The sequence below is a fragment of the Pseudoalteromonas sp. A601 genome, assembly GCF_002165575.1.
GTDB lineage: Bacteria > Pseudomonadota > Gammaproteobacteria > Enterobacterales > Alteromonadaceae > Pseudoalteromonas.
On the sequence record NZ_MXQF01000045.1, the window covers coordinates 1 to 26,025 of the forward strand.

A 26,025-nucleotide genomic window follows, 5' to 3' on the forward strand; every position below is an offset into this window, starting at 1 on the left:
CTCTACCAACTGAGCTAATGACCCGCTCTGACACTACAACTAAATGTAACTAGACAATACGTAAATCCGCCGATAAAAGACCATTAAATTGTTAACATAAAGCCAACTTTAAAATGGTGGGTCATGATGGACTTGAACCATCGACCAATGGATTAAAAGTCCACTGCTCTACCAACTGAGCTAATGACCCGCTCTTTTTGCCGCAATTTGAGTGGTTGAACCATTCGTTTGCTGCGGGCGCTTATAATACTTATTTAAAAAATGAGTGCAACAGAAAATGTCTCTTTTTTTAAGTTTTTATGTCTAGTTGACCAATTTTAGACCGCTTATGACAAAAAGCAGTCTAATCAAGCTCATTCTACATTTTTGCTAGGCGTTCTGTGGCCAATTTTGCAGCAGTGGTACTTGGGTATTGGTTGATCAGTTCGTTCAAGGTTTTTGTTGCTTGATCTGCTAATCCTTGTTCTTGTAACAAAGTACCTAATTTTAACATCGCATCAGGACGCTTGTTTGAATTAGGAAACTCGTTAACAACAACCCTAAAATGTTCAGAGGCTTTCACCGAATCATTTTTGATTGTCAGTAATTGCCCTAACCAATAATGCGCATTAGAGGCATACACTGATTCTGGGTACGTCGTTAAGAACGTTTGAAATTCAGGAATAGCTTGATCGTAACGCTTATCCTTCATTATTAATGCCACTGCACGCTCATAAGCTTCGTTCTCTGATAAGTCAGAGCTTATTGTTTGTGATGCCGCTTGCTCGGTATAATCGGGCTGAGCGCTTTGGCTAGGTTGTGAGTAAGCTTGGCTAACACGGTTTTCAATTTCTTGATAAAGCTCGCGTTGGCGCTGAAGTACTTTTTCAAGCTTATAGCTTTGTTCTTCGGTAATACCGCGCACTTGGCTAACTTCATCTTGAAGTACGTTCAGCTGTTGCTGTAATTCAACTTGTAATAAGTTTCGTGACTGCATCATATTTTCTAATGCGGCTAGGCGTTTCTCAATGCTTGATTGTGAACTTGCAGCTTCTGAAACAGGAGCGGGAGCAGCCCAAACTTGGGTGCTCCCGCTCAATATCATGGCTGCCAAAATAATTTTCGGCTTCATAATTTCTCTAATCTTAGTAAACTAGTACCGCACGGCGGTTTTTAGCGAAAGCTGATTCAGTACGTGACTTAACCATTGGCTTCTCTTCACCATAGCTCACAACTGACATTTGGCTAGCTGAAACACCTAAACTTTGTAAGTATTTTTCAACTGCTTGACCACGGTGCTCACCAAGTGCAATGTTATACTCTGGTGTACCGCGCTCATCTGCATGACCTTCAATAAGTACTTTAACCGATGGGTTTTGTACTAAGAATTCAGCGTGTGCACGTAAAAGCTCACCGTACTGACCTTGAATAGTCGCTTTATCAAAATCAAAGTAAATTACTTGTTCTTGACGAAGTGCTTCATATTTTTCACGAAGTTCTTCTTGTGCTTGCTGTTCAGGAGTTAATGTTGCTACTTCTACAGTATCGTTTTGCGTAGTTTGTTCAACAGTTCCTTGGTTTGATTGGTTTGCAGCACCTTCATCGATATCTGATGATGAGCTACAAGCCGCTAGAGTAATAACTGGCACAGCGATTAACAGGCCTTTAAGTATTTTATTAAGTTGCATGAGTAGATTCCTATATTGAGTAAACTAGCAATTATTACTGCAAGTATGGCGACCAAGCTGGTGCCTTTACTTGTCCGTTTAGCACAGGTAAGCGTGCCTTAAAGCGACCGTCCATTGATACCAGCGCCAGTACCTGTTTATTATTATGAAGCGTGCTATAGATAATCATTGAGCCATTTGGTGCTATGCTCGGTGATTCATCCAAACGCGTTCGTGTTAATACTTGAAACGCGCCACTAGCCAGCTCTTTCTTAGCAAGATGGTACTGTCCGTTAGTTCGGTTAACCATCACTAATTCTTTACCGTCTGGAGTAATTGAACCTGCAAGGTTCATGTCGCCATCGAATGTCATTCTTTGTGACCTACCAGTTTGTAAATTTAACTTATAAATCTGAGCATTACCACCCCTTTCAGAGGTAAAGAGGATTTCTTGACCATTAGGATGCCAAGATGGCTCGGTATCTATGCTACGGTGATTTGTAAGACGCGTTTCTTTACGCGTTTGCATATCTAACATATACACTTCAGTGGCACCGTTTCTATCTTTAGATAATACTAATAATAGCTTTGTACCATCAGGTGAAAATTGTGGTGCTCCATTGATGCCTTCATGGCTGGTTATCAGCTCACGTTTACCTGAGTATAAATCTTGGATAAAAATTTGGCTTTGGCGATTTTCAAACGTTACATAAGCAAGCTTAGTTCCATCAGGAGACCAAGCAGGTGACATAAGCGGTTCTTTTGAACGTAATAGCACTTGCTCGTTAAAACCATCGTAGTCAGCAACCACTAGTTGATATGGCTTAGGCTCATCATCACGCACGATTACATAGGCAATTTTAGTTAAAAATGCACCTCGTTCGCCAGTTAGCTTTTCATAAACAACATCACTTATACGATGAGCGTACCGTCTAAAACCCGTTTCAGAAATTACACTTTCACGTGCTTCTTGTACGTGATCTTGGCTTTTGATAAGTTTGCCGTTACTCATCATTTGAGTTTCGCCACCCGTGATTTGGCCACGAATAACATCAACAAGTTCATAACTCACTAAATAACGGCCATCAGTTTGTTGCTCGACATTACCAACTAATATGGCTTCAACACCCAAATTGACCCATGCTGAGTAATCTATATCACTGTCTTTACTCGGTAATTGTGGCATATCATTTATGCTAATAGGCTTAAATTTACCGCTGCGCATTAAGTCAGCGGCAATTACTTCACTGAGTTTTTGCGGTATTGGGCCCACACCATTGTATTGAAAAGGCACGATAGCAATGGGGCGTGCACCATCGATCCCTTCTGTAATGACAATTTCAAGTGCAGCATTAGCTACACTTGTAAAGCCAATAACTAAAATTAAACAAACTGCTTTTAACTGGTTGAACATACCATTCCTTTAAAATTGTGGCTTAATTGTTAAGTTAATATTTTTTAATTGCTCAAATACATCTTTATCTTTCGATACGGGCAACGTGTCTGCCATGCGAACGGCTCGAAGTGCAGCTTCGCACACTAATTTATCACCTCCTAACGATTTGACCTGAGTCACTAGGCCATTAAAACCTAAACGTATATTAACTCGACACTGTTGATTTTTCATTTTCTCATCAATCAATAGGTTTTGCTGAATACGGGCCATTATCAAGGCTTTATATTTATCAACTTCTGAAACGACCTGCTGCTGACGTACTTTATTACGTGCCGCCTGCTCTTTCGCTAATTGCTCTTGCAACATTTGCTCTTGCAAGGCTTTTTGCCTAGCTTGCTCAGCAGCTTCAGCACGTTTTTTAGCCTCTAACTCTTGACGCTTTCGCTCTTCTTCTGCTTTTTTAAGGGCATCTTCTTCAGCTTTGCGTTTATCGGCAGCTGCTTTTGCTGCTTGTTCAGCTTCTTGTTTTTGCTTTTCGGCTTGCTGCGCTTTAGCACGCTCTTTTTGCTCTATTTCACGCGCTTTTTTAGCCTGAGCTTGTGCTTGTGCGGTTTCTTTTTCTTTTGCTCTGCGTTCTTGCTCTAACTTTTTGATCCGTCTTGATTCTGCTTCACGCTGCTTACGAGCATCAGACGCTCGACGCTCTAAATCACGAATACGCTTATCTTCAGCGCGTTTTTTTTCATTTTCTTTACGCTTTAGCTCTGCTACTTTTTGCTCAACCATTTTTTGATCAACAGTTACCGCAGCCACAGCGTTTTCAACCTCAGGCATAGCTTTAGAGTTTAATGTCACTTCTAACACTTTTGGACTTGGCGTATGAAAATTTGCCGTACCAAACAACACACCTATAATTGCAAGATGTAATAATACTGACTTTATTACTGAAGCACCCATATTAACCTTTACTTCCTTCAAATGACTCAGTCATCAAACCAACTGAAGGTACACCCGCATTCTTTAAGAAATCCATTAATAGTAGAACTTCTTGATAAGATACTTTACCTGAACCTTTAATCATCACTGGTGTTTCTGGGTTTTTCATTAATTGTAGTTTAATAACCGCAGCAACATCGAGTGCTTCCATTGGCTCTTCTGGATCAGTGCCAATACTTACATAATACTTACCCGCTGAGTCAATTGACGCAATAATAGGGGGTGTATCTTTTGTATCAACTAAATCAGACTCTTCCATTTTAGGCAAATCAACTTTAACACCATGAGTAATTAAAGGTGCTGTTGCCATAAATATAATCAGTAGTACCAGCATTACGTCGATGTAAGGAACTACGTTTATCTCTGCAACAGGACGACGCTTCTTACGCTGATACATTCGCTTTTGCCTCTATTTGTGTAGCTGCTTGACGGTGTAGGATATTTGCAAACTCTTCGGTAAAGTTAATGTAATGAGATTCAAGTTTTTCAACACTATTTGCAAAGCGGTTGTAAGCTATAACGGCAGGAATAGCGGCAAATAAACCCATGGCCGTTGCAATCAAGGCTTCGGCAATCCCTGGGGCTACCATTTGTAGTGTTGCCTGCTTAACTTCACCAAGTGCGATAAAAGCATTCATAATACCCCACACTGTACCAAACAAACCTATATATGGGCTGATTGAACCTACGGTTGCCAAAAAAGATAAACTTGATTCTAATTTTTCAATTTCACGTGATAAAGCAACACGCATCGAACGATGGGTACCTTCCATAACAATGCTGGCACTTTGAAATGAGGTTTTCTTATGACGAGCAAATTCTTTGAAACCTGCTACAAATAACGCTTCAATACCTGTAGCACTGCTGCGTGACGAAATTTCATTGTAGAGCTTACTTAAATCGATACCAGACCAAAACTTTTGCTCAAATCGCTTTGCATTTAACAGCGCATCTGAAATAGCTTTTTTACGTTGAAAAATAATAGCCCATGACATAATAGACATGCCAACTAACGCTAACATCACTAATTGTACCAATACACTTGCTTCGAGGATTAAATCTACAAAATTAATTCCTGATCCCACAATAAACTCCCAATTCAATTTCTTGTTAAAGTCGTACTTTTTATAAAGTGCGACTATGACCAATAATATAGCCAATAGTTCAGGCTAGTGTATCCACTGCGCAGTGAACTGACAACGCTGTTGCTACGAATTAGCAGCAAAAAACGGTGAAAACCCAACTGAGTGCCTCTTTATTGTGCAACCGACATAAAATAATAGATTACAGTTAAAACAACAATATTATATAACAACAGACTATTCGATTATTTATATCAAAAAACCGATAAAAACCCCTGCTTTATTCATTATCCGTGCATAAACAATCAAAAACCAACAAAGAACTAAGACTAGCCAAAAATAAACTAATCTATAACGATAAAACACAAAGCATTAAAAACCTTAAATAACATAGCGATAAATAACCTTCATGAATTTATTGAGCAAAAATAAAACAAATTAAAAAATTTTGATATTACTTTTTTTAATCTGAAAATAAAATTTTTCTAGTTTGAACAAGACATCGCTTTTACGTATTATTCACTCATACCGAGCTAGCGCAGTAATAGCTAACACTATTAAGCCCAGTTCTTCGTAATATGATTCTGATTTTTCGTATTACACCGCTTAAAGCACTCATGATAAAACATGATTTAATTAAGCTGTATACTCTGGATTACTTCCTTCAACTTGTTGTTTGCCCGCATGCTTATGCGGGTTTTTTTTTGCCCACAGAAAACTCGCTCCTGCAAATTTTGGTTCATAAGATAGAGGTTTCTAGCTTAACAACATGTGAATTTTTAATGGTGAGTTTTAATTATCATCTTAGGTTTGTATAGATGACAATCAGTTGGTCAAGTACCAAACAAAAGTTACAGTAAATACAGCTCTACTGACGTAAAGCTGTATTATAAAATCAATCTTTTTTGGGGAGTAACCCAAAATGGTGATAAGCATTATCGGATACTATACGCCCTCGTGGGGTTCGTTGAATAAACCCTTGCTGGATTAAGAATGGCTCAATAACATCTTCAATCGTTTCTTTTTCTTCACCAATGGCAGCTGCAAGATTATCCAGACCAACCGGTCCGCCCATAAATTTTTCAATAATGGCGAGTAAGTATTTACGATCCATGTAATCAAAACCGCTTTTATCAACATCAATCATATTAAGGGCCAGCTCTGCAACTTCCGCGTTTACAGTACCGTCTGATTTAACTTGTGTGTAATCGCGTACACGTCGTAATAACCGATTAGCAATACGAGGAGTGCCACGGGAGCGTTTAGCAATTTCAGTTGCACCGTCATCACACATTTCTAAATTTAAATAATGTGCAGAGCGCCCAACAATCGTTGATAAGTCAGCAATTGAATAAAACTCTAACCGTTGCACAATGCCGAATCTATCGCGTAGTGGTGACGTTAAAGAGCCTGCACGCGTTGTTGCACCTATTAATGTAAATGCTGGTAAATCCAATTTTATTGAACGCGCTGCTGGTCCTTCACCAATCATTAAATCAAGTTGGTAATCTTCCATCGCGGGATAGAGAATTTCTTCAACTTGTGGGCTTAATCGGTGTATTTCATCAATAAACAACACATCGCCTTCTTCAAGGTTAGTTAATAACGCCGCTAAGTCCCCTGCTTTTTCAAGTACAGGGCCAGAGGTGGTTTTAATATTTACATTTAGCTCATTGGCTACAATATTAGCTAACGTTGTTTTACCCAGCCCAGGAGGACCAAATATTAATAAATGATCGAGTGCTTCACTACGACTACGTGCCGCCTCAATAAATATTTCCATTTGCTGTTTAACATGAGGCTGACCAGTGTAATCTGCCAGTAATTTTGGCCTTATGGCACGATCAACAACATCTTCGTTACTTTGCTCGCTTGCGTCTATGAGACGATCCGCTTCAATCATGGTTTACTCACAACATTGATTTTAGAGATTCTTTAATTAGATTCTCTGTAGACATACCCGGTTTACCAACAGCTTTAACTGTTTTTTGTGCTTGAGCTAGTTTATAGCCTAAAGAAACGAGTGCAGATACCGCATCGTCTGCTGCATTATTTGCGACCAGCGTATCGTTTGCAACCGGTTCAATAACTGCATTATCGCTAAATGGTGTGAATAAGTCATTACCCCAGTCTTTTAGCCTGTCTTTCATTTCAAGAACCAGGCGTTCTGCGGTTTTTTTACCAACCCCTGGTAGTTTTACTAGGCTGGTTGCATCTTCATTGTTTACACAACTGACAAACTGTTGCGCCGACATACCGGATAAAATTGCAAGCCCAAGTTTTGGTCCTACCCCATTTGCTTTTAATAGTTCACGAAATAACGCTCGCTCTATTTTATTATTAAAACCAAATAATAATTGTGCATCTTCTCGTACCACAAAATGGGTATAGACTATGGTGTTTTCGCCTATATTTGGTAAGTCATAAAAACAGGTCATGGGCATGTTTACTTCGTATCCAACACCGCTGACTTCAATGAGTATTTCTGGCGCTTGTTTTTCAACTAACACACCATTTAAGCGACCGATCATATTTATTTCCTTAATCTTCCTCTAACGGTTTTTGAAGCACTACCCGCTAGTTTTACTAAATTTTGTTCAGAGTGTGCATGGCAGATTGCGATGGCAAGCGCATCTGCAGCATCAGCTTGAGGAGTACCAGGCAACTTTAAAATATTTTTAACCATTTGCTGTACTTGGGATTTGTCAGCCCCGCCGTGCCCAACTACAGCTTGCTTTATCTGCCGAGCTGAATACTCAAACACAGGCAGTTCAGCCATTGATGCACCTACAATGGCAGCACCTCTGGCTTGACCAAGCTTTAATGCTGAGTCTGGGTTATGAGCCATAAAAACTTTTTCAATTGCAAACGTAGTTGGCGAAAACTGCTCGATAAGCTGGCTAACACCTTGGTAAATCATTTTTAATCGAATAGGAAACTCGTGTTCAGCTAATTTGATACAACCACTGCCTAAGTAGTTAAATTTAGCGCCTTGGTGTTCAATGACACCATACCCCGTTAAACGAGAGCCGGGATCGATCCCTAAAATAATAGCCAAACGCTACCCTACACCTATTAATCGTTAATATGGCAATAATGCCAGAGCACTGTATAAATTACCAGTGCTCTGTTAATTTTAAATAAATCAAAAAAATACCCGCTAATGCGGGCATTTAAAAAATCAACTCGAAAGCTTATTTATAGACTTAAGCCAATGAACGCAATAACCCTTGGGTATTTTTGCGCATAGTTCGGGCAATCATTAAATAACCTAACGCAGCTACAAATACACCGCCAGCGATAGGACCAATTAACCAAATATGCGGGTGTAATTTACCTGCTAGTTCAAACATTTCTCTTTGTACAATAAATAATGCTAAGTCACTGATAAGCGCTGCAACAAACCCAGCAGTAGCACCAAGCAGTAAAAACTCATACAAAGTGGCATTTTTTATTAAACGGCCTTTAGCGCCCAATGTCCGCAAAATCACAATTTCTTGCATCCGTTCACCAAGGCTTGCCTGCACTTGAGAAATAAGAACCAAAGCACCGCATAACACAACAATCGCTAATACAAAGCCTATTGCCAGCGATACTTGCGAAATGGTAGAACTAATTTGCTTAACAAAGCTATCAACATCAATCGCATTAATTGTTGGGTATGTACGTAAAAGCTCACTAAAATCTTGTTTTTGCTCTGCTTCAATACGTACTGACGATATATACGTTGCAGGAAAATCGGCTAAAACATCTGGGCTTAAAATAATAAAGAAATTAGGTTTTAATGTCGCCCAGTTTACTTTGCGTACACTGGTTACTTTCGCGTCAAACGACTGTGCGCCAATTAAAAACGTTAACGTGTCTCCGAGTTTAATATCAAGCCTATCAAGCATCGATTGTTCAACTGATGCCTCAGCAGTCGCACCATCAGCAAACCACTGCCCATCAATAATTTCATTATGGGCCGGCGGTGTTGCAAGCCAAGTTAAATTAAGCTCACGGCCAATACCAGAGCGAGCTTCTTCATCTTTTTTCTCGTTGTCTTCAAGTGAGACTTCGCGGGCAACAAGCTCGCCATTTACCGCATTAACACGGCCACGTATTGTGGGGTAAAACTCTGAAACAAGAATATCTTTTTGTGCCAAAAAGGTATTGACTTCAGGCAACTCAGTTTCAGTTATATTGACTAAAAAAGCATTTGGCGCATCACTGGGAAGTTGTGATTCCCAATCTGAGATCATGTCATTCTTAAGTACAATTAAAAACAAAAGCAATTTGATTGCCAATGAAAAACTAATCAACTGCACAGCATTGGCATTCGCCCGCTTTTGAATAGACGCTATCGCTAACGACCAACTATTACTTGGGCGCAAGCCAAGTTTACGACCGCCACCAAAAATTAATCGCGACAAGCCAAATAATAAACCAATCAGTACAAGAGTAGAGATAAATAAAATTGCGGTGATTTTTAAATTATTACTAAACAACCACATTAATAAAAACACTGTAACGCCAGACATCGCTAAATGTATTTTACTTACTAATAGCTTATCACCTAAGTTACGGCGCAGTACTCTCAGTGGTGGTATATCGAATAGGTCAAGTAGCGGTTTGATAGAAAACATTACCGCACAAATCACACCTGTACTAATAGCCACCAGCCATGGTTTAACACCTGCGGCGGGTAACGTGTTATTCATTGATTTTGCAAGGTAATCTGTGGCTATTTCTTGTAAGCCAAACCCAATTAGTAAACCTACAGCGACTGAGAAAAAACACACCATTGATAAATGCAGTAAATAGATTTTTCGAATCGTAGTGCGGCTACCACCAAGAGTTTTCATCATAGCTACTGGGTCATATTGACGTTCACAATAACGTTTCGCCGACACGGCAATCGCCACAGCTGCTAAAATGATTCCTAACAAACCCGCTAATAACAAAAAGCTCTCTGCACGGTTTAAGCTATTAGCAATAGGCGATTGTCTGTCTTTTACCCCATACCACTGTTGGTTTTCTTGCATTTGCGGCTTTAGCCAGGTATAAAAATCGCTAATATCTCCTTCGTCACCGGCATAAAGTTGGCGATAATACACCCGACTACCCGGCTGGATAACTTGCGTCTTTGCTATATCTGCTTCGTTGAGTAGTACGCGTCGGCTACTTGAAAATATATTAAAAGGCGCATCAGGCTCTTCTACCAATACTTTTTCGATAGTAAATTGCGCAGCGCCCAACTCGACTGTATCCCCCACTTTTACGTTTAAAGCATAAAAAACAGACTCGCTAAACCAAACGTTGCCAACACTTGGCCCCTTTGTTGCAATTTCTACGTCGCCTGTCAAAGATGATTTAATTTTTAACTCACCCTTTAAAGGGTAGTGCTCGGACACTGCTTTAACGGAACTTAATTGCATTTCATCATTAGCAAAAAGCATAGTGTCAAAGTAAGTTAGTTTGGCCGTTTTTAAATTATAGCTATCGGCCTCAGATAAATAATTATCAGGTAATGCATGACTACTTGCCAGTACACGGTCTGCAGCGATAAAGGCACTGCTCTTTTGTGCAATACTTTGGCCTATTCGATCAGTTACCATTGATAAAGTTAAAACGGTTAAAACAGCCAGTGAAATAGCTGCGCAGATCACCGTTAGCTCGCCGCGACGAAATTCACGGCTAAACAATTTTAATGCTAATTTAGCCCACATTCGCCACATCCTCACTTGTATCTTTTACGAGCTTACCCGCTTCGATCTGCAAAATGTGCTGACATTTTTGGGCGAGCGCTTCATCATGAGTCACTAAAATAAGCGTCGTACCGTGGGATTGGTTTAGATCAAACAATAAAGATTCAATCATTTTACCATTTTTACTGTCTAGATTTGCCGATGGCTCATCAGCAAATAAAATCTTAGGCGTGCCGATAAATGCACGGGCAATCGCAACACGTTGCTGCTCCCCTCCAGATAGTTGCGACGGATAGTGCTCTACACGATGACTCAAACCCACTTTTTCAAGTAGCTCAAGCGCCTGTTGCTTTGCATTTTGCTCCCCTGCAAGCTCAGCAGGTAGCATCACATTCTCAAGCGCAGTTAAGCTTTGCACTAACATAAAAGACTGAAATACAAAACCAACTTTAGAAGCTCTTAGTGCGGCACGGGCTTCTTCGTCTAATGAATGCAGTGGTTCGCCATCCAAAAAGATTTCACCTTCGCTAGATTGGTCAAGCCCTGCCAGTAAACTCAATAATGTTGATTTACCTGAGCCAGACGTACCAACAACCGCAACTGAATCGCCAGACTTGACATTAAAGCTGATGTCACTGAGGATGGGCAAATCCCCTTCAAGGGTTGATACCGTTTTAGAAAGACCATTAACCTGAATAATATTTAATTGAGATAGCGCTGACATATGATGCATTCAATCCTACGTTTTATATTCGTTTTACTGTTAGTAATCAAACCACTTACTGCAGCAGCTGACAACACAATTTTAATTTTAGGAGACAGTTTAAGTGCCGCCTACGGGTTAAAACAAGAGCAAGGCTGGGTTAAATTGTTACAAGATAAATACGACGCCGAGCAAGCAAATGTACAGCTTATAAATGCCAGCATTAGCGGGGAAACCACCGGCGGCGCTCTACGTCGTTTAGAAGGCCTACTAAATGAATTCAGCCCTAGCCATGTACTTATTGAACTTGGCGGCAATGACGGACTGCGTGGCTTCCCGATTAAAAAGCTACAAGACAATTTAACGTCTCTCGTGCAAACCAGTAAACAAGCCGATGCACAAGTGGCGATTATGGAGATACATATTCCTCCTAACTATGGACCACGTTACACAGGTATGTTCACTGAAAGCTTTACAAAAATCGCAGATGAAACAAACAGCTACTTGATGCCTTTTTTCGTACTTAAAGTAGCAACAGATAACAGTTTGATGCAGAACGATAATATACACCCTAACAAAACAGCCCAACCAATACTACGAGATGAGATGTATAAATCGATCAATGATTGGTTAGATGACTAATATTTTATTAGAGCTAAGTGATTTTTTCACTTAGTTCGCTCAATAAACGTTCAAACAAACAAAAGCTTATTGATTTTTCAAAATAATTACGTATATTGCTCGTGTAGTCGGTATGTGGCGCAGCTTGGTAGCGCACTGTCATGGGGTGGCAGGGGTCGAGAGTTCGAATCTCTCCATACCGACCATTTAAATCAATACCTTACCTCTATTTATAAATCTCAAGCTAAAGCTAAAAACGTTCCGTGTAGCCAATATGTAGCCACTCTAATCTTTTTTTATAGTCGGGAATTACAATTTACTGCCTTAACTATTCGCGCGTACTGGTTGCGGAACTCCCTTTTTACGATGTCTGAAAATACCCTAAATAAACTTAGCTAACTTAGTGTATTGCTCTAAGCTTTTTCTAAGTCCCCATACACCTGAAAAACCATTTCTTTGTAAATACCTAAATAAACTTTTTCGAGTCCATTCGTTACCCCAGCTAGTCTTTAAGTTCATGTTATTTAAATAGTTAACTAAAACCTGATAGCTAGGATTTTGATATCTACTTGATTCATTTAGTTTTAATGCCAATGCTTTAAACACTAATTTATCGTTATCAACTTTATTTGGTGTATTCATATATCCCCCTAGAAAAGCTATATTATACCCTTTTATTAGATTCATTTCGGGCTGCTCAACAAAGTATGAATCTTGATTCGTAAACCATAAATATAACAAAGCGAAAGGACTTGAGTTTATTGGTTACTTTTGTAACTCTAATATCACTACAACTACTAAGGAAAGTTATGTTTTTATCTGATACCGAAAAATCAACTTCTTCAAATACAAAAACAGAGTGGTCGTTAAACAACCAAGGTTTAACAAATAACTTAACTGAAACAACTTATGAAATTGATAACCTAAGCTATTCTTTGAAAAAAGATGGCTATAAGGGTGTAGCATCAATTTTTTATAATAATAATTTTCTATGTAATTTAACAACTCTTTACAGTCAGGTTAGTATTTATAAAAAGCATGGCATAAAAGAAAGTACTATTGTAAGCCAAAGTGAAGAAAAGCTATCTGATTTAGAAGGTGGTGATCTCTTTCTTTCTAATACTTCACTACGCTTTAAATCAAAAGAATATGGCATTGCAGGCTTAAGAGCTATTGAAAATAACATATCTTTCGAGGTTTTATTCTATGGTAAGCATTTGACCACCGTATCTAAAGAAATAGCTCATAAAATAGAAACGAATAAGAATATATATTTAAAGGAAAAGCTGTCGTCTTTTAATGAGAAATTAAAAAACAAACAAACAACTTCAGAGTCAGATAAAATAAGAAATAGCTTTGCTTCAAAAAATTACAAAATAATTCGCTCTCCAAAAGAGGTTATGCTTACAACTGAAACAAACATTAACCTAAAAGTATTAAAGCGTTTGGACGTTATTACTGCTGAATGCGCCTATGGAATGAATATATTCAAAGACCTATTCGCGAGTATTAGTGATATTTTTGGCGGCAGAAATAAGAGCATACAAAATACACTAAAAGATGCTCGTAAAAATGTTTTAGCCGAATTGCAAAAAGAAGCTTTTTCTTTGGGAGCTAACGCAGTAATAGGCATTGATTTAGATTACAGTGAAATATCTGGTGGTGGTAAATTTGGTATGTTATTTATAGTAGCCTCAGGTACGGCTGTGATAGTTGAAAGTTAAGTAATACGAAAAGCTGTTAACTTTCAGGTCTACACCTAACTTTTAATAAATTGCTGAATTTAAATCATTAATTTCCATTTAGGTTAAGTGTTAGGTAAAAACGCCAACTTTTTAATACTAGCCTTTTCTATACTCGGTAGTCGGTAGTCGGTAGTCGGTAGTCGGTAGTCGGTAGTCGGTATTACCTTAATAGACCACCCTATATTAAATCAGCTATTTTAATAATTTATAGAAAGTTACTTAACTACCTAACACAAATAAGTAAAGCCCTTATAAATAAAGGGCTTTAGAATAGGTAGGTAAATTTAAACTGCTTAACTTTGCTTAACTAACCTAACAGGTAATATAAAAGAAGCGGCTATAATCTACTTAATTTATATCGTGTTTGATTCCCCCCTGCTTTTTTGGCTTGTAAATGCCCCTCGCGGCTCAACTGCTTCAATGCTTTACCAATAACACCGCTTGTATATGAGTTTAACTTTTTATCTTCATAAATTAACTCGCCTGCAGAAAACCACCCATTAATACACTGTGGCCTGTCTATTTCGTTAATAAAGTCTATTTTGCTAGCTGGTGCTATGTAGTTATCGTATAGGTAGCTATATGCAAAGCCTTTATCTTGATAGCTGTCGTTAACCTTGGCTATTCGCTGTAAATCATTGTCTCTAAGCATCCACCCGTAGCCATCTAAGTAAAGCTGTTTAACCTCAAGCCAAAATTGAATTAATTGCGCCTCATCTTCACGTTTAAGCGAACCTGTACCGTCATAGTGCCACCCCAGCAACTTATTTAGCTTATCCATGTTAGCGGCTTGTTCCATTTCAATAACAGCAAAGCGGCTTGAGCCTGTTTCATCCTTTAAAAACTCGCTGCCGTTAACCGTGGCAATAAAATGTGTTTGCCTTGGCTTTTTAATATCAAGCCTTGCATAAGGTGGGCGAACCGTATCAACCTTATTAGTAATAAACGCTTTTAAACTACCCTGTGAGTTTTTACTGGTACGTTCAAGCTCGCCTAGCTCAACTATAAACGAGCGAATACACGATAGAACACTGTCCTTATCATCGGGGTTTAATGCCGCCCCTTCTAAAAAAGCATGTGGGATTATTTCAGCAAACCGAGAAACAAAGGCCGTTTTTCTAAAAGATTGATTGCCTTGTAAAACAGGCACAAGCTTACTATTAAAGTTATTCTCATAAAGAGAAGCCACACAACCCACCAGCCAGTGCTTTAATACAGTATCGGCTAGTGCTTCATGTTTAGCGTTTAAACAGCTAATAACGGCACTCACGCGCTCTTTACCATCCCATTTTTCACCATCAAGGTATAACTTTACAGGGTGGTATTTTGTTTCCTCACATAGCGCGACTAAATGTGTACTTACTGCCTTTTCAGGTAAACCATAGATATTTGCCGCAGATATAAGTTTACTGTTTATGCTGTCGTAAGAATCAGCTATTAAGTTGCCGAACATATCGCACACCTCGTTATTAAAGGTCATCATGTTGAGCCTAAAATCTAGGCTGCAAAAATTAGCTAAATCAGCAAGGTTTTGATTTGTGTTTATCACCCTTACATTACCTTTGCTGTCCTCCTTTAAATCGGTAAAACGGGGTTTATCTAATGCCGTGTTTTGGGGTAATTCAATTGCATATTCTTTTTGCGGCGCAGGTACATTTATACTCATAGTTTAGCCCCCATAAATAATGAGTGGGTTCGCTGGTTTTGCTTGTGTATTTTGTACTCTTTTAAATTGTGCTTATGTAAATCGGAAAAGTAAGTTTCAGCCACCTGTTTTAAGGCGCGTTTATAATCACCTTGATAAGAGCGTAAAACTATAAAATCAAACTTATCTATGCACACACCGGTGGCGCAGGGGTCGCTTTCGTGGTGTGAATAATACCGTTCCTTGCCGTCAGTATGACTTGTTAAAATATGAGCGCCCGCTTGCTTGCTGGTGGACTCTGGCGGTAAATACGCTTTTCCTTGCGCCTTATAGCCATAACTTAAAAGCAACTCATGCCAAGAATAAGCACTGTTAACAGCATCAATAATAGATACCTGTTTACCTAGTAGCTCTGTTTTATACGGTGGCTTTATAGGTTTGTGGTTAGCCTGTTCTATTTGCTGCTGTTGCTCTGCTGAAAATGCATGCGCGTCTTGTAACAGGTTTGAATTATCAACATTAAGCGCCTCACCTTCTCCTATTTTGTATTGGTAACTATCGCCCTTTAACCTAACAGGTAAATACATAATTTGCTGCGGACGTTTGGCGCAATCATCAGCCATAAATATATAGCTTAAATACCCTTCCACCAGCGCCCAAACCTCATAAGTAATAGAAGCGGCTAGTTGTATGTAAACTCTATAGCGGTTGCCTTTATCGCCCTGCTGATGGCTTGCTGTTGAATGAATTAAATAAGAATGTATTGCCATTCCTTCAAGTGTGTCAGCTATGGACTCTAAATCGAGTTTTGTATCGTCTAAATCTAGGCGTATTAGCGTAAAGTTATCATGCTTTAATACTGTGTCTTTGGTTTTATTCGGCGCATCGGTTGCCGCAATCACAGCGGACTTTGCCTTTGCATCTTTAGCCGTTAACGCACCCAAGTTTAAAGGGTTTTCAATTTTAAGTTTTAATTCATGCCAATTTATATACGTAAAATCAGCAGTTACATTGTGGCTTTTACCGTGTAAAAAGTTAAGCATGCATAAACCCTCTATTAAAAGTAATACTTGTAAATGGCGTGTTCATAATGGCGTTCTTACTCAGCAAAATTTTAAGTTTATTGATATAATAGAGAGCGAAACATAGCTTTCTAATCAGCCCTTTGCCGAGGGCTTTTTTATGTTTAATCATAAAGCCCCCGACTGAATAAAGTTGATAGTTAAGGTAATTAAAACCACTAATTGAAAAATTATGCATAATATTACGGATAAAATATCACTAAGCTTTACACTCACTTTCAAATTAAGTAGCTTAACAACAGCAAACTTTTTTCGTTTGTAATATTTAAAAGGGTTCATTATTTGACTCCTTTTTTGGCTGGTGGTCAGTCTGAACACTTTTCACACCAGTATTTGAGTTAGAAGCCTTTACAGTTGGCGCTGTATTGGCTTTTTCTTTATACAAACTAACTTGTTTAAAACTCATATAAGCCTTATCAACGGGATTACTGATCACCTCTTTAACGAGTGGGCAATACACTTTTACATGGTCTATCGTAAATGGCACTCCCCGCTTTTTGAGTTTGCTTAAAATACTATGTAAGTTATAAATGCCTATGTAACGTGCCATTCGCGTGTTAACCAAATACCCTGTAAGCAGTAGCCGTAAAACATAGTTAATTTGCTTTTCGTATTTTGTAGGGACTGGTAAACCAAGCTCTAAACAGTTTGCGCTATTTATACAGCAAGGCTTTAATTGAATAGCATGGTTAATTGAAAGGTTATCGTTTTTCATAATCAAACCTCCTTACTTGCTAACCAAGCATCAAGATCGGATTTTCTGTAAATGCAAACTCTGCTAGTTATGTGTATTTTTTTAGGGAAGTTTTTTGCGTTCTCACCGAGGCGGTAGAGTGTTACTTTGCTGATACCAAGGTACTTTGCAGCATCAGCCAAGCGTAAGTGTTCGTTATTGAAATCTTGTTTCATGATATTTAACCTTATGAACTTTGCGTTATTGCCTATTCATTAAATTAAATACTTTAAGCTAAGTCTTTCCTACGTAGCAGACTTCTTAATAGTTAATAACTCTTCTTTTACATACTTTCTCAAGGTGCTATCACCAATATTAAACTCTCTAACTAATTTCTGTCTTATCGCACTAGCACTCAACTTTTTATTCGCAGCCTGTAAAGTATCTATCCTTTTTTGAATATCAGGTAGGTCACCTAAAAACTGTTTTGTGTTTCCGCTTGAACCATCTGCTATTTTTTTAAAGCCTATTTTATATGGCCTTTCCATCTGCTGCGTTATTAATGATTTCATAGAAAAGGACGCTCTCATTAAATAAACACTCGCTAATTCATAAGAGTTATATTTAGTACAGTTGAGTGCGTTATACATTTCTTTATAACCTTCCATTGCGGAATAGGCCAAATAATCATCTGACTTCTTTTTTTCTAAGTAATATAAATAGTCATAGGTGTAATCAGACTTCGACATAGCTGCTTTTTTTTCTTCCAATGATAAGAAATCAAACATGACACCATCTGAAAATCTAATGACAGTATCAAAAACCTTTAACTCTGACGGTAAGCCCTTTTCAATTAGGACACTTTGAAAAATCACTGCCATTTGTAACCAGTTAAAATAAAAACTATCTTCTATACTCTTAATCTCAACAATATCGCTAGCGCCAGATATATCGACTTTATATTTGTTTCGCTCAATGTAGCCTTTTGTTAAATTACCTGTTTTGCTGCTTGAAGTATAAACAGAATACTTTGCGTATTCTTTTTTACTATGTTTATGAGTGCTACTCGGCAGCTTAGATTTTAATTGTTCAAGCCTAGGCATAAAGTCTTTTTCATAAAGTAAATCATCAAAATGAAACATTTTTTCCCTTAATATTTGTATTTAACGTCCAATCATCAGAAATAGAAATTAATAGACTTTCTGTTGATAATTCATCATGCCTTAAATAATTAGCTGCTATCATAGATCCATCTTTATGACCTACTAAACCTGCAATTGTCAGTACAGGCACACCACGCGCCACCAGCGCAGATATAAAGTTATGCCTAAAAGAATAAAAGTCTAGGCTTTCAGGTACACCACCAAGCGTTTTTACTTGCTTCCAGTGTCTCAGGTGCGCTTTACGCTCAATGGCCTTATTGGTGCGCTCTGATTTAAATATTAAGCCGCTTTTAGCCTGTTCTTGTTGTGCTGCCCAACTATCAAACACAAACTTTAACTCACCCGTTACAGGGAATTTTACCTTTCGGCTGTTCTCTGATTTTTTTGTTTTGCTCGGCGTAAATATAAGCGTGGTTTGATTATTGAATTGATTAAAGAGTAAGTTTTCCCACTTCAATGCATAAATATCTGACGGGCGCATCCCTGTTAAACGTGCAATGTGGCAAAAAGGAATAAACCAGTGAGGGTATGTATGATTATCTAAGTTTATTAAATGGCTTTTACCGTGGGCTATGCTTGAGCGCCTTTTCTTTTTTAAGCTATCTGCGTAAAGCACTAAGCCCTTACTTATTTGTTGCTTAACATCATCACTAAAAATATCTCGCTGGTGGCTTAGCTTTGCGTTATGTTCTTCTAAGTCGTCTTGCTCTTTAATAGTAAGCGCTGGCAGCGTAAAGTTTTTAATAGGATTAACTTTTAGAATAGGCTCACTCACTCCTCTTAACGGTTGAGCTGCATAATTGAGCATAGCTTTAAAAGCGCCAAAATCCCTTATTAGTGTTGAACGCATTATGCCCTTGCTTCTGCGCTTGTTGTACCACTGTAAAATATCAGCGCTATTAAGTTTATCCATATCGCGATCGAATAAATGCGAGAAGTTATGCTTAATGCCTTTTAAAGTACCCGCGCCATATCTGTAATTATCTATTTTATGCGGGGTATAAATTGATTCAAAAAAAGCGCCTACTTTTAAATACACATTGGCGGCTTTTAATTGTTCTTCTTCTCGTTGGGTCTGAGCAAGGCTTTCTTTGTAGGAAAGAGGATCAATTCCCTCTCTTAGTTTGGCCTTCCATGAAATAGCCTCTGCTGCTGCTTGGTTTGGTTTAATGTTGGTATCGGCAATAGTCGCGGTTCTGCGTTTACCTAATAGATCGGTATAACGCAAACGCCAAGCCCCACCTTGTGCAAGTTTTAAATAAAAGAAGCCTGATATTTTATCGCAGCCTAACTGCTGCCGTGGTGTCGCATCTTTTTTAAATGCTGTTAGTTTAGCTTGTGTAATAGAGGTTAAATCTGCCATGTTAAAACCGAGCGTGTAGCCAATGTGTAGCCAGTATAACCTAATTTTCGGAAATTAACAGATACCCTAAGAAACAACAAAAATTATAAAAACAATAACTTACTATAAAATCATTAATTAAAACAACCCTAAAAACTGTCATGGGGTGGCAGGGGTCGAGAGTTCGAATCTCTCCATACCGACCATTACTTCCCCCTTTAATATCATGCGCTTACATTAAACTTAAAGCTAACTTCTAAAAAACCATTTGTACTAAATTTGTATTATATTTGTATTATTAATTTTCAAAATGACTTTTAGTTTAAATTTTAGGTTTGAGAATTACTAATGCCCTCTATTACAACTAATCTAATTTATCTCAAATTATCAACACAACTTGCACATGACGAATCTTAAGAGCCCACTAGTTTTTTACGCTTTCGATATAAGCAAGAAACAATCTTCCAGCCTTAAATGCGAAATGGCGAGACCGAAGTCTGATGAACTATAGACTGCAACAGTAAAGGCGCTTTGATACTCCAACCAACCCCAAACCATCTTGTTGATCAATTAGAAGCTAAAAGCTCAAGCAACCAATCATTGTCACCGATAAAGAGATTAACTATTTGCAGCGTTACGGTACCAGTGGTGATAAAAAATAGTCTGATTCATTTTCTAAGGCCTCTAACCGCACCCGATTCTTTTCAACTGCGCACACGGCCTTAGACACAGCTATGCTCAAGAAAGAATGGTTGAGTTAGGCTATAGATATAAAACGGCCTTAGAGACCGTTTCACAATTGATGATTTAGTATTTTTTCAATCACTATTGGATCTGTTCCAATATCAGTATCACCTAAACGAGTTGAAACGGTTCTTCTTAAATCATGTGGCACAAACTTTGGCACTTCAAGTTGCTTTAACTTCCGACTTATAGATCGTGATAATGAATGCCTATCAATAGGCTGCTCACCTGGACCTAATTTATTAGTTGTTGTGCTCGGGAATACATATTTTGAATTGAGATATCCAAATGCTGCCCGTAATTCATCAAGCAAAAATACCATATTTTGAGTAATCGGTACTTTATGGGTTCTTTCGCCATTTTTATTTTGCTTCACGCGCTCGGCTGGGATTGTCCATATATTTTTATCAAAATCAAACTCTTGTCACTGTGCGCCTGTGACCTCTATTGGCCGACAACCTGTTAAAGTTATGCATTTCAATGCGTAAATAACTTGCTGGCTGATACCTAGCTTTGGCAAGCGTTCGAAAACTTGAATCACTTCTTCAAACTCAAGCGCTCTGGTTCGCGACTTTTCTAGGCCACCCACACTCTTCTTTTTAACAGTGCTTATTGGGTTACCTTGTATTAAATCTCGCTCAACACCAAAATTAAACATTTGTTTGAGAATGGATAACGTTTTATTAGCCTGCGTTTTAGCACCTCTATCTGTCCTAAATTCGGATAATCGAAGGTTTATTTATTAATACGTTGGCAAAAAGTTAACAAGCCGGAGTTAGAGCAGCCAATTGCTGCTCTACGTAATTAAGGGGAGTACTAAGGTTTTAATTTAGAGAAGTGTGAATATAAAGCAACACCCGCTCGGCTCAGTGATGAAGACAAGCCTATTGCAAACTTATCACTTAGATTCTTTTTAATTTTATAACTTACTTTAAAAATTTGCTTATTTTCGTATTGAGCCATAAGTACATCATCACTGGTATTAATTTCATCGACTAGGCCTTTACCTAGCGCTTGTGTGGCAAACCAATGTTCACCAGTAGCGACATCGTCAATATCTAAGCTTGGTCTTTGTTGCGTGACAAACGACTTAAATAAGCCATGGGTTTGTTCAATTTCTTCTTTAAACTTTTCTCGGCCTTTATCTGTATTTTCACCAAATAATGTTAACGTTCGCTTATAATCACCAGCGGTGATCTGCTCAAATTCTATGTCGTTCTTTTTTAATATTTTATTAAAATTAGGAATTTGTGCTATCACACCAATCGAGCCGACGATAGCAAATGGTGCTGCAACTATTTTGTTTGCAACACATGCCATCATATACCCACCACTTGCTGCGACTTTATCAATAGCCACAGTTAAGTTAATACCTGCTTTAGTTAATCGTTGTAGTTGAGACGCCGCTAAGCCATAGCCATGTACTACGCCACCACCACTTTCTAATCGTACAAGTACACTGTCTTTTTCTTTATCAGCAAACGTTAAAATAGCACTAATTTCTTCACGTAAGCTGTCAACTTCATGAGCGTCAACACTGCCATTAAAGTCAATTACATACAATCTAGGTAATGGTGCTGGTTCGGTTTTTTTTGCCTCAGCTTTTTGCTTTTTCTGATACGTTTTTAATTCTTTTTTCGATAAAGTGCTCGAAATAAAGCTATCTTTTAGTTCTGTTAATTGCTCAGATAAGTCATCTACAACAATCTCACCTTTTTTGCTTTTAGGCTTAACTGATGAAGCAACAACAATAGTCACAACTGCTATAGTAGCAACCACAAAAGTAATGGTTTTTGCGAAAAACAAACCATATTCATATAAAAATTCCAAAAATATCTCCAAGTACTTTTATTTAATTGGCAACAATTTACCATGGTTTACTATAAAAAAAAGCCACTCTAGGTGGCTTTTTGCATATTGGTTGAATTGAGTACTATAAATCTATTCAGTTACAACATCTGAGTTAGTAACTTGTAAAAACAGGCCGCGACTCTTTAAGAAGGTCGCAATTTGCATCTGCATTTCACTGGTTGCAGCAGCACTTCCCTCGGCTGTGGCTCCTGCTGAAGCATCAGCTCTTGGATCAAGCACAGTACCATGATGACCCTGAGTAAATTTCACTAAATAGCTCATTCCGTCCTCTGTTGGACCTTGAGATTCTGTCACTCCTTGGAGCCCCATTAAGTTAGCTAGTGGCAACGAACCTGCAATTGGGTTATTCACAGTTGTCGGTGGAATCACTTGATCTGGTTTATTACCGTCCTTTCCTCCTACTACAACATTCATATAAACAGGCGTACCAAGCGCTTTTATTGCAGCGGCATAATTTGTCGGATCACCGCTATCAAGAGCCGACTGAGCTGCAAACGAGAATTGCGACATTACACCTTGAATATTTGCTATTTTAGTTGTTTCACCCGCAACTGTTAAAGAAGTCATGTATTCAGCATAACCACAAGAAACACTTGCTTGCGTATCTGCACTCTCTCCACAATTAGCCACTGCTGGACCTTCTCTGTAAGCTTCAAATTCGGCTGATTCAGCCGCTCCTGCTGATTTTAAAACAGAGCCTTGTACAAATGGGCCAAAACTCGCTGACTCTAACAAGAAGCTAGCGATACCGCCGCCGCCACTTGCTAAAGCAACCGTATTAACACTAAATAAACCATCGACCTGGCTATCTAAAGGCGTATTCGCTTGAGCCACAAATGCTGGCGCAACAATAGAGCCTAATGAGTGCCCAATAAATGATACATCAGATGAATTTAACGAAGTGTCATCAGTAAAATTAAGACCAAAACGTAAGCCAAGTAAATCCGCAGCCGATTGTCTTAAGTTATCACGCGCAACTAATAAGGACTCTAAGTTCATATACGCAAGAACCGAGCCTTTGCCTTTGGTTGCGTTAAAATCATACTTACCATCATCATCCTTGCCATCAACATTAATACCGCGTTCACCATGAACAGGGTGGTCAATTGCAACAGTAGCAAAGCCTTGCATAGATAAAGCTGCAGTTAGCGCAAGCATATCTTCTTTTTGAGAAGTTATACCATGCTGTAAAATCACCACAGGCCAGCCACCTTCAGGCATTGTCAGCGCTGGCTTATTCTGCTGTTCGAGTATTGTATTTAACACTGGCAAATAAGGTTTAGTAACTTGTACTGGAACATCAGCAAGAGTTTGTTTCTTTGGAATAGGATTGTATTTAGTTAAGTGACGAGTGGTGTCGATTTTCGGGTAATCATGTAATCTGCCTTCGCTTAAACCTTGGCAGAGCGGCTCATATGGACCAACATCAAACATTGTCGGGTCTACTTCATTTTCTTTACCTGCATCAACAAGCGCTTGGTCTGCAGCTTGTTGATTAAGTACAGCAACAGGGCTTGAACACATACCTTGCCAATATGTGTCTGCTAAATCAGCATTATCTGTGCCTGTAGGCGTAGATAAATACATAGGAAGAAAAACATTGCCTTTTTGATATTGCACCCCCGCAAAAATAGCCGGGGCGGGCCTTTCTAATTCAACTAACTTGTCTTGAACAGTTGTAATGGTATCTGACTCAGGAATATTAACTACAGGACTATCCAGCGCAGGATTTTGTCTACTTACCGCAAGCATTGATTTAATCGTGTTAAGTACAGGACCCACAGATTGGATAGTCATTGCAGCAGAGTAAATTATTTCGTCTTTACTAATAGCGCCACCGGAGGTCACCACTTTTTCGTAACTTTTTACTGCACCTTGTAAACCCAATTGAGCTTCAGTGATTAACGGAGCTTCTTGTTTAACAAGTCCGTATGTTGAAGAGGGCTCTATTGAGCGGCCTAACGAATCTTTTAAATCTGTAGTTAATACATTAACGTATGAGCTGCCAGCTTTAAACGGCTTAAGAGGGATAACTGCCACGGCTTCGCCACTGGCTTGGGTTATAAAGTCAACACCAAAAGTTAGCTCGCCAATCAACTTACAAGCAGTACCTGCAGGTGCTTGTGAACATTCTGCATCCGTTAGACTTGCGCCCATAATGACTTCAAATATTCTTACAGCACCAGGGGCAGCCGCAGAAGCGGCATCTAAACTAACACCTTCAGGTACATCATCGCTAACAAATGAAGGCATAACGAGATCTATTTTGTACGGAACTTGGCTAGACCAACCATCTAGCGCTCCTAGCGCCATTGATGGATCAGCATAGGCTGCACGCGGTACTGATACGCCATCTTCATCTAATTCATTCGGAATATTAATCGTGCCATCTTTTGTGCCACTCATTAACAGGTCATTCGGTACGGAAATATCTCCGTTAGCAGGGTCAAAATAAACGGTTGCAGTTGGGATAACAGGTGGTGTGTCGTTCTTCACATCTTCTAACGTTTCACCGCCGCCGCAACCAGCAAGTGCAGCTGTAATTGCGAGTGAGAGTAGCATTTTTTTCATATGATTTGCTCCGCACATAATCTTATTTTTATTGTGTGTTCAGTTGAATAAGTATAGTTAATGGTTCTAATTTATTGTCAATAATAGTTAAAATAATGTAATTAGTTTATTAATGAGACATTAGACCAGTTAAAGTTAACGTAAAGTTTCAAATTTCGCCACCTTATTTTGCAATAAATTCGATAACTTGGGGATTTGCTATGTTAAAATCACAAAAATTGATACTTTTGGACCTCTATTATGCAGACCTATAAAGCGGCTAAAAATGCCCTGCAAGACAAAGTTATTCTGATCACGGGTGCTGGCGATGGTATTGGCCGCGTTGCGGCTTTAACTTACGCGCAACACGGAGCTACAGTAATCTTACTTGGCAAAACAACTAAAAAGCTAGAATGCGTGTATGACGAAATTATTTCTTTAGGTGGACCAAAGCCAGCGATAGTGCCAATGGATTTAAAAGGCGCAACTAAACAAAATTACCGTGATTTAGGTGCTACCATTGAACAGCAGTTTGGTAAATTGGATGGTTTATTAAATAACGCAGGCATCATTGGCTCATTAGGTCCTTTAGAGCATTTTTGCGCCTCAACGTTTGACAACATTATGAAAGTGAATGTAACTGCACAAGCGATGATCACTAAATATATGTTTCCAGTATTACGTAAATCACACAATGCTTCAGTTATCTTTACTTCGTCAGGAGTTGGACGACAAGGTCGTGAATTCTGGGGAGCTTATGCTATCTCTAAATTTGCGGTTGAAGGCATGATGCAAACGTGGGCTGCAGAAGTTGGCAAAACTAATATTCGTATAAATTGTATCAACCCTGGCGCAACACGTACTTCAATGCGTGCAACGGCATACCCTGGTGAAGACCGAGATAAACTAGCAACACCAGAAGACTTAATGCCTACTTACTTATATCTAATGAGTGATGACTCTAAAGATGTTAACGGGCAGTCATTAGATGCGCAGGGAAAAAAGCCTGCATAATCCGATGCTAAAATAAAAAAGCCGCTCTAAAGCGTAATGCCGATCAGTTAAGGAAGAAAAAGCT

The 26,025-nt window shown here is 38.8% G+C and carries 25 protein-coding genes and 2 tRNA genes; 4 read left to right on the forward strand and 23 right to left on the reverse strand.

The genetic code is table 11. The features are described 5' to 3' along the window. Positions 1-114 precede the first annotated feature (114 nt). The 12 genes from B5G52_RS20275 to B5G52_RS20330 form a co-directional block, all read right to left on the reverse strand. A tRNA-Lys gene (locus tag B5G52_RS20275) sits at positions 115-190 on the reverse strand. A gap of 168 nt (positions 191-358) precedes the next feature. Then, complete coding sequence (gene ybgF / locus B5G52_RS20280) at positions 359-1,111, reverse strand: tol-pal system protein YbgF (protein WP_087534443.1); 753 nt, start codon at positions 1,109-1,111, stop codon at positions 359-361. A gap of 13 nt (positions 1,112-1,124) precedes the next feature. Beyond that, positions 1,125-1,667: a peptidoglycan-associated lipoprotein Pal gene (gene pal / locus B5G52_RS20285; protein WP_087534444.1), complete on the reverse strand. Its 543-nt coding sequence runs from the start codon at positions 1,665-1,667 to the stop codon at positions 1,125-1,127. A 34-nt stretch (positions 1,668-1,701) separates the two neighbouring features. Next, positions 1,702-3,060 carry a Tol-Pal system beta propeller repeat protein TolB gene (tolB, locus tag B5G52_RS20290; protein WP_087534445.1) on the reverse strand — a complete coding sequence of 453 codons (1,359 nt, stop codon included), beginning with the start codon at positions 3,058-3,060 and terminating at the stop codon, positions 1,702-1,704. A 9-nt stretch (positions 3,061-3,069) separates the two neighbouring features. Beyond that, positions 3,070-3,999 (reverse strand): cell envelope integrity protein TolA, encoded by a 930-nt coding sequence (gene tolA / locus B5G52_RS20295; protein ID WP_087534446.1) that lies wholly within the window; start codon positions 3,997-3,999, stop codon positions 3,070-3,072. 1 nt (position 4,000) lies between these two features. Beyond that, on the reverse strand, positions 4,001-4,435 hold the full coding sequence (gene tolR / locus B5G52_RS20300; protein ID WP_087534447.1) for a protein TolR: 435 nt from the start codon (positions 4,433-4,435) through the stop codon (positions 4,001-4,003). Further along, entirely contained in the window at positions 4,422-5,123 is a 702-nt protein-coding gene (gene tolQ, locus B5G52_RS20305; RefSeq protein WP_087534448.1) for a protein TolQ, read from the reverse strand. The genes tolR and tolQ overlap by 14 nt, the downstream gene beginning before the upstream one ends. Positions 5,124-6,015: 892 nt before the next feature. Then, positions 6,016-7,023, reverse strand: coding sequence for a Holliday junction branch migration DNA helicase RuvB (ruvB, locus tag B5G52_RS20310; protein ID WP_087534449.1), 1,008 nt, complete (start codon positions 7,021-7,023; stop codon positions 6,016-6,018). A 7-nt stretch (positions 7,024-7,030) separates the two neighbouring features. Further along, a complete protein-coding gene (ruvA, locus tag B5G52_RS20315) occupies positions 7,031-7,651 on the reverse strand; it encodes a Holliday junction branch migration protein RuvA (RefSeq protein WP_087534450.1) in 621 nt (206 codons plus the stop codon). 2 nt (positions 7,652-7,653) lie between these two features. Continuing rightward, complete coding sequence (gene ruvC / locus B5G52_RS20320) at positions 7,654-8,178, reverse strand: crossover junction endodeoxyribonuclease RuvC (protein WP_087534451.1); 525 nt, start codon at positions 8,176-8,178, stop codon at positions 7,654-7,656. 148 nt (positions 8,179-8,326) lie between these two features. Continuing rightward, a complete protein-coding gene (locus tag B5G52_RS20325; protein ID WP_087534452.1) occupies positions 8,327-10,828 on the reverse strand; it encodes an ABC transporter permease in 2,502 nt (833 codons plus the stop codon). Then, positions 10,818-11,531, reverse strand: a complete 714-nt coding sequence (locus B5G52_RS20330; RefSeq protein ID WP_087534453.1) for an ABC transporter ATP-binding protein — start codon at positions 11,529-11,531, stop codon at positions 10,818-10,820. The genes B5G52_RS20325 and B5G52_RS20330 overlap by 11 nt, the downstream gene beginning before the upstream one ends. Between B5G52_RS20330 and B5G52_RS20335 the strand changes: the two genes are divergently transcribed. Together B5G52_RS20335 and B5G52_RS20340 are read left to right on the forward strand one after the other, a co-directional pair. After that, positions 11,532-12,152 (forward strand): arylesterase, encoded by a 621-nt coding sequence (locus B5G52_RS20335; protein WP_087534454.1) that lies wholly within the window; start codon positions 11,532-11,534, stop codon positions 12,150-12,152. It abuts the gene before it with no gap. A gap of 108 nt (positions 12,153-12,260) precedes the next feature. Continuing rightward, positions 12,261-12,337: transfer RNA gene (locus tag B5G52_RS20340), tRNA-Pro, on the forward strand. 175 nt (positions 12,338-12,512) lie between these two features. On the opposite strand, the gene B5G52_RS20345 is transcribed toward B5G52_RS20340, so the two are convergent. After that, entirely contained in the window at positions 12,513-12,773 is a 261-nt protein-coding gene (locus tag B5G52_RS20345) for a hypothetical protein (RefSeq protein WP_087534455.1), read from the reverse strand. 167 nt (positions 12,774-12,940) lie between these two features. On the opposite strand from B5G52_RS20345, the gene B5G52_RS22445 reads away from it, so the two are divergent. Then, on the forward strand, positions 12,941-13,855 hold the full coding sequence (locus tag B5G52_RS22445; RefSeq protein WP_176372598.1) for a YbjQ family protein: 915 nt from the start codon (positions 12,941-12,943) through the stop codon (positions 13,853-13,855). Between the two features lie 358 nt (positions 13,856-14,213). Here the strand turns inward: B5G52_RS22445 and B5G52_RS20355 are convergent, their stop codons facing one another. The 10 genes from B5G52_RS20355 to B5G52_RS20400 form a co-directional block, all read right to left on the reverse strand. Next, positions 14,214-15,542, reverse strand: a complete 1,329-nt coding sequence (locus B5G52_RS20355) for a VapE domain-containing protein (protein WP_087534456.1) — start codon at positions 15,540-15,542, stop codon at positions 14,214-14,216. Continuing rightward, the gene (locus B5G52_RS20360) at positions 15,539-16,564 is read right to left on the reverse strand and encodes a hypothetical protein (protein WP_087534457.1); all 1,026 of its coding nucleotides are present in this window, start codon (positions 16,562-16,564) and stop codon (positions 15,539-15,541) included. Before B5G52_RS20360 ends, B5G52_RS20355 begins: the two co-directional genes overlap by 4 nt. A 304-nt stretch (positions 16,565-16,868) precedes the next feature. Next, positions 16,869-17,318 (reverse strand): hypothetical protein, encoded by a 450-nt coding sequence (locus tag B5G52_RS20365; protein ID WP_087534458.1) that lies wholly within the window; start codon positions 17,316-17,318, stop codon positions 16,869-16,871. A gap of 2 nt (positions 17,319-17,320) precedes the next feature. Next, a complete protein-coding gene (locus tag B5G52_RS20370) occupies positions 17,321-17,512 on the reverse strand; it encodes an AlpA family transcriptional regulator (RefSeq protein ID WP_087534459.1) in 192 nt (63 codons plus the stop codon). 69 nt (positions 17,513-17,581) lie between these two features. Continuing rightward, positions 17,582-18,418 carry a hypothetical protein gene (locus B5G52_RS20375; RefSeq protein ID WP_087534460.1) on the reverse strand — a complete coding sequence of 279 codons (837 nt, stop codon included), beginning with the start codon at positions 18,416-18,418 and terminating at the stop codon, positions 17,582-17,584. Then, on the reverse strand, positions 18,405-19,802 hold the full coding sequence (locus B5G52_RS20380) for a tyrosine-type recombinase/integrase (protein WP_087534461.1): 1,398 nt from the start codon (positions 19,800-19,802) through the stop codon (positions 18,405-18,407). Before B5G52_RS20380 ends, B5G52_RS20375 begins: the two co-directional genes overlap by 14 nt. A gap of 772 nt (positions 19,803-20,574) precedes the next feature. Beyond that, on the reverse strand, positions 20,575-20,901 hold the full coding sequence (locus tag B5G52_RS22450; RefSeq protein WP_254911256.1) for a tyrosine-type recombinase/integrase: 327 nt from the start codon (positions 20,899-20,901) through the stop codon (positions 20,575-20,577). Between the two features lie 48 nt (positions 20,902-20,949). Beyond that, positions 20,950-21,183, reverse strand: coding sequence for a hypothetical protein (locus B5G52_RS22455; protein WP_254911257.1), 234 nt, complete (start codon positions 21,181-21,183; stop codon positions 20,950-20,952). Positions 21,184-21,341: 158 nt separating this feature from the next. After that, on the reverse strand, positions 21,342-22,355 hold the full coding sequence (sohB, locus tag B5G52_RS20395; RefSeq protein WP_087534462.1) for a protease SohB: 1,014 nt from the start codon (positions 22,353-22,355) through the stop codon (positions 21,342-21,344). 111 nt (positions 22,356-22,466) lie between these two features. Continuing rightward, entirely contained in the window at positions 22,467-24,968 is a 2,502-nt protein-coding gene (locus B5G52_RS20400) for a VolA/Pla-1 family phospholipase (RefSeq protein WP_087534463.1), read from the reverse strand. Between the two features lie 240 nt (positions 24,969-25,208). Between B5G52_RS20400 and B5G52_RS20405 the strand changes: the two genes are divergently transcribed. After that, entirely contained in the window at positions 25,209-25,961 is a 753-nt protein-coding gene (locus B5G52_RS20405; protein WP_087534464.1) for a YciK family oxidoreductase, read from the forward strand. Positions 25,962-26,025: the final 64 nt, after the last annotated feature.

Bases quoted from the DNA above. Each gene is read 5' to 3' on its own strand.
- ruvB (WP_087534449.1), bottom strand. From the start codon at position 7,023: ATGATTGAAGCGGATCGTCTCATAGACGCAAGCGAGCAAAGTAACGAA.
- pal (WP_087534444.1), bottom strand. From the start codon at position 1,667: ATGCAACTTAATAAAATACTTAAAGGCCTGTTAATCGCTGTGCCAGTT.
- B5G52_RS22455 (WP_254911257.1), bottom strand. From the start codon at position 21,183: ATGTTTAATTTTGGTGTTGAGCGAGATTTAATACAAGGTAACCCAATA.
- B5G52_RS20335 (WP_087534454.1), top strand. From the start codon at position 11,532: ATGATGCATTCAATCCTACGTTTTATATTCGTTTTACTGTTAGTAATC.
- B5G52_RS20355 (WP_087534456.1), bottom strand. From the start codon at position 15,542: ATGAGTATAAATGTACCTGCGCCGCAAAAAGAATATGCAATTGAATTA.
- tolB (WP_087534445.1), bottom strand. From the start codon at position 3,060: ATGTTCAACCAGTTAAAAGCAGTTTGTTTAATTTTAGTTATTGGCTTT.
- B5G52_RS20345 (WP_087534455.1), bottom strand. From the start codon at position 12,773: ATGAATACACCAAATAAAGTTGATAACGATAAATTAGTGTTTAAAGCA.
- B5G52_RS20325 (WP_087534452.1), bottom strand. From the start codon at position 10,828: ATGTGGGCTAAATTAGCATTAAAATTGTTTAGCCGTGAATTTCGTCGC.
- ybgF (WP_087534443.1), bottom strand. From the start codon at position 1,111: ATGAAGCCGAAAATTATTTTGGCAGCCATGATATTGAGCGGGAGCACC.
- B5G52_RS20370 (WP_087534459.1), bottom strand. From the start codon at position 17,512: ATGAAACAAGATTTCAATAACGAACACTTACGCTTGGCTGATGCTGCA.
- B5G52_RS22445 (WP_176372598.1), top strand. From the start codon at position 12,941: ATGTTTTTATCTGATACCGAAAAATCAACTTCTTCAAATACAAAAACA.
- B5G52_RS20405 (WP_087534464.1), top strand. From the start codon at position 25,209: ATGCAGACCTATAAAGCGGCTAAAAATGCCCTGCAAGACAAAGTTATT.
- B5G52_RS20375 (WP_087534460.1), bottom strand. From the start codon at position 18,418: ATGTTTCATTTTGATGATTTACTTTATGAAAAAGACTTTATGCCTAGG.
- B5G52_RS20400 (WP_087534463.1), bottom strand. From the start codon at position 24,968: ATGAAAAAAATGCTACTCTCACTCGCAATTACAGCTGCACTTGCTGGT.
- B5G52_RS20330 (WP_087534453.1), bottom strand. From the start codon at position 11,531: ATGTCAGCGCTATCTCAATTAAATATTATTCAGGTTAATGGTCTTTCT.
- tolA (WP_087534446.1), bottom strand. From the start codon at position 3,999: ATGGGTGCTTCAGTAATAAAGTCAGTATTATTACATCTTGCAATTATA.
- ruvA (WP_087534450.1), bottom strand. From the start codon at position 7,651: ATGATCGGTCGCTTAAATGGTGTGTTAGTTGAAAAACAAGCGCCAGAA.
- B5G52_RS20360 (WP_087534457.1), bottom strand. From the start codon at position 16,564: ATGCTTAACTTTTTACACGGTAAAAGCCACAATGTAACTGCTGATTTT.
- B5G52_RS20365 (WP_087534458.1), bottom strand. From the start codon at position 17,318: ATGAAAAACGATAACCTTTCAATTAACCATGCTATTCAATTAAAGCCT.
- B5G52_RS20380 (WP_087534461.1), bottom strand. From the start codon at position 19,802: ATGGCAGATTTAACCTCTATTACACAAGCTAAACTAACAGCATTTAAA.
- tolR (WP_087534447.1), bottom strand. From the start codon at position 4,435: ATGTATCAGCGTAAGAAGCGTCGTCCTGTTGCAGAGATAAACGTAGTT.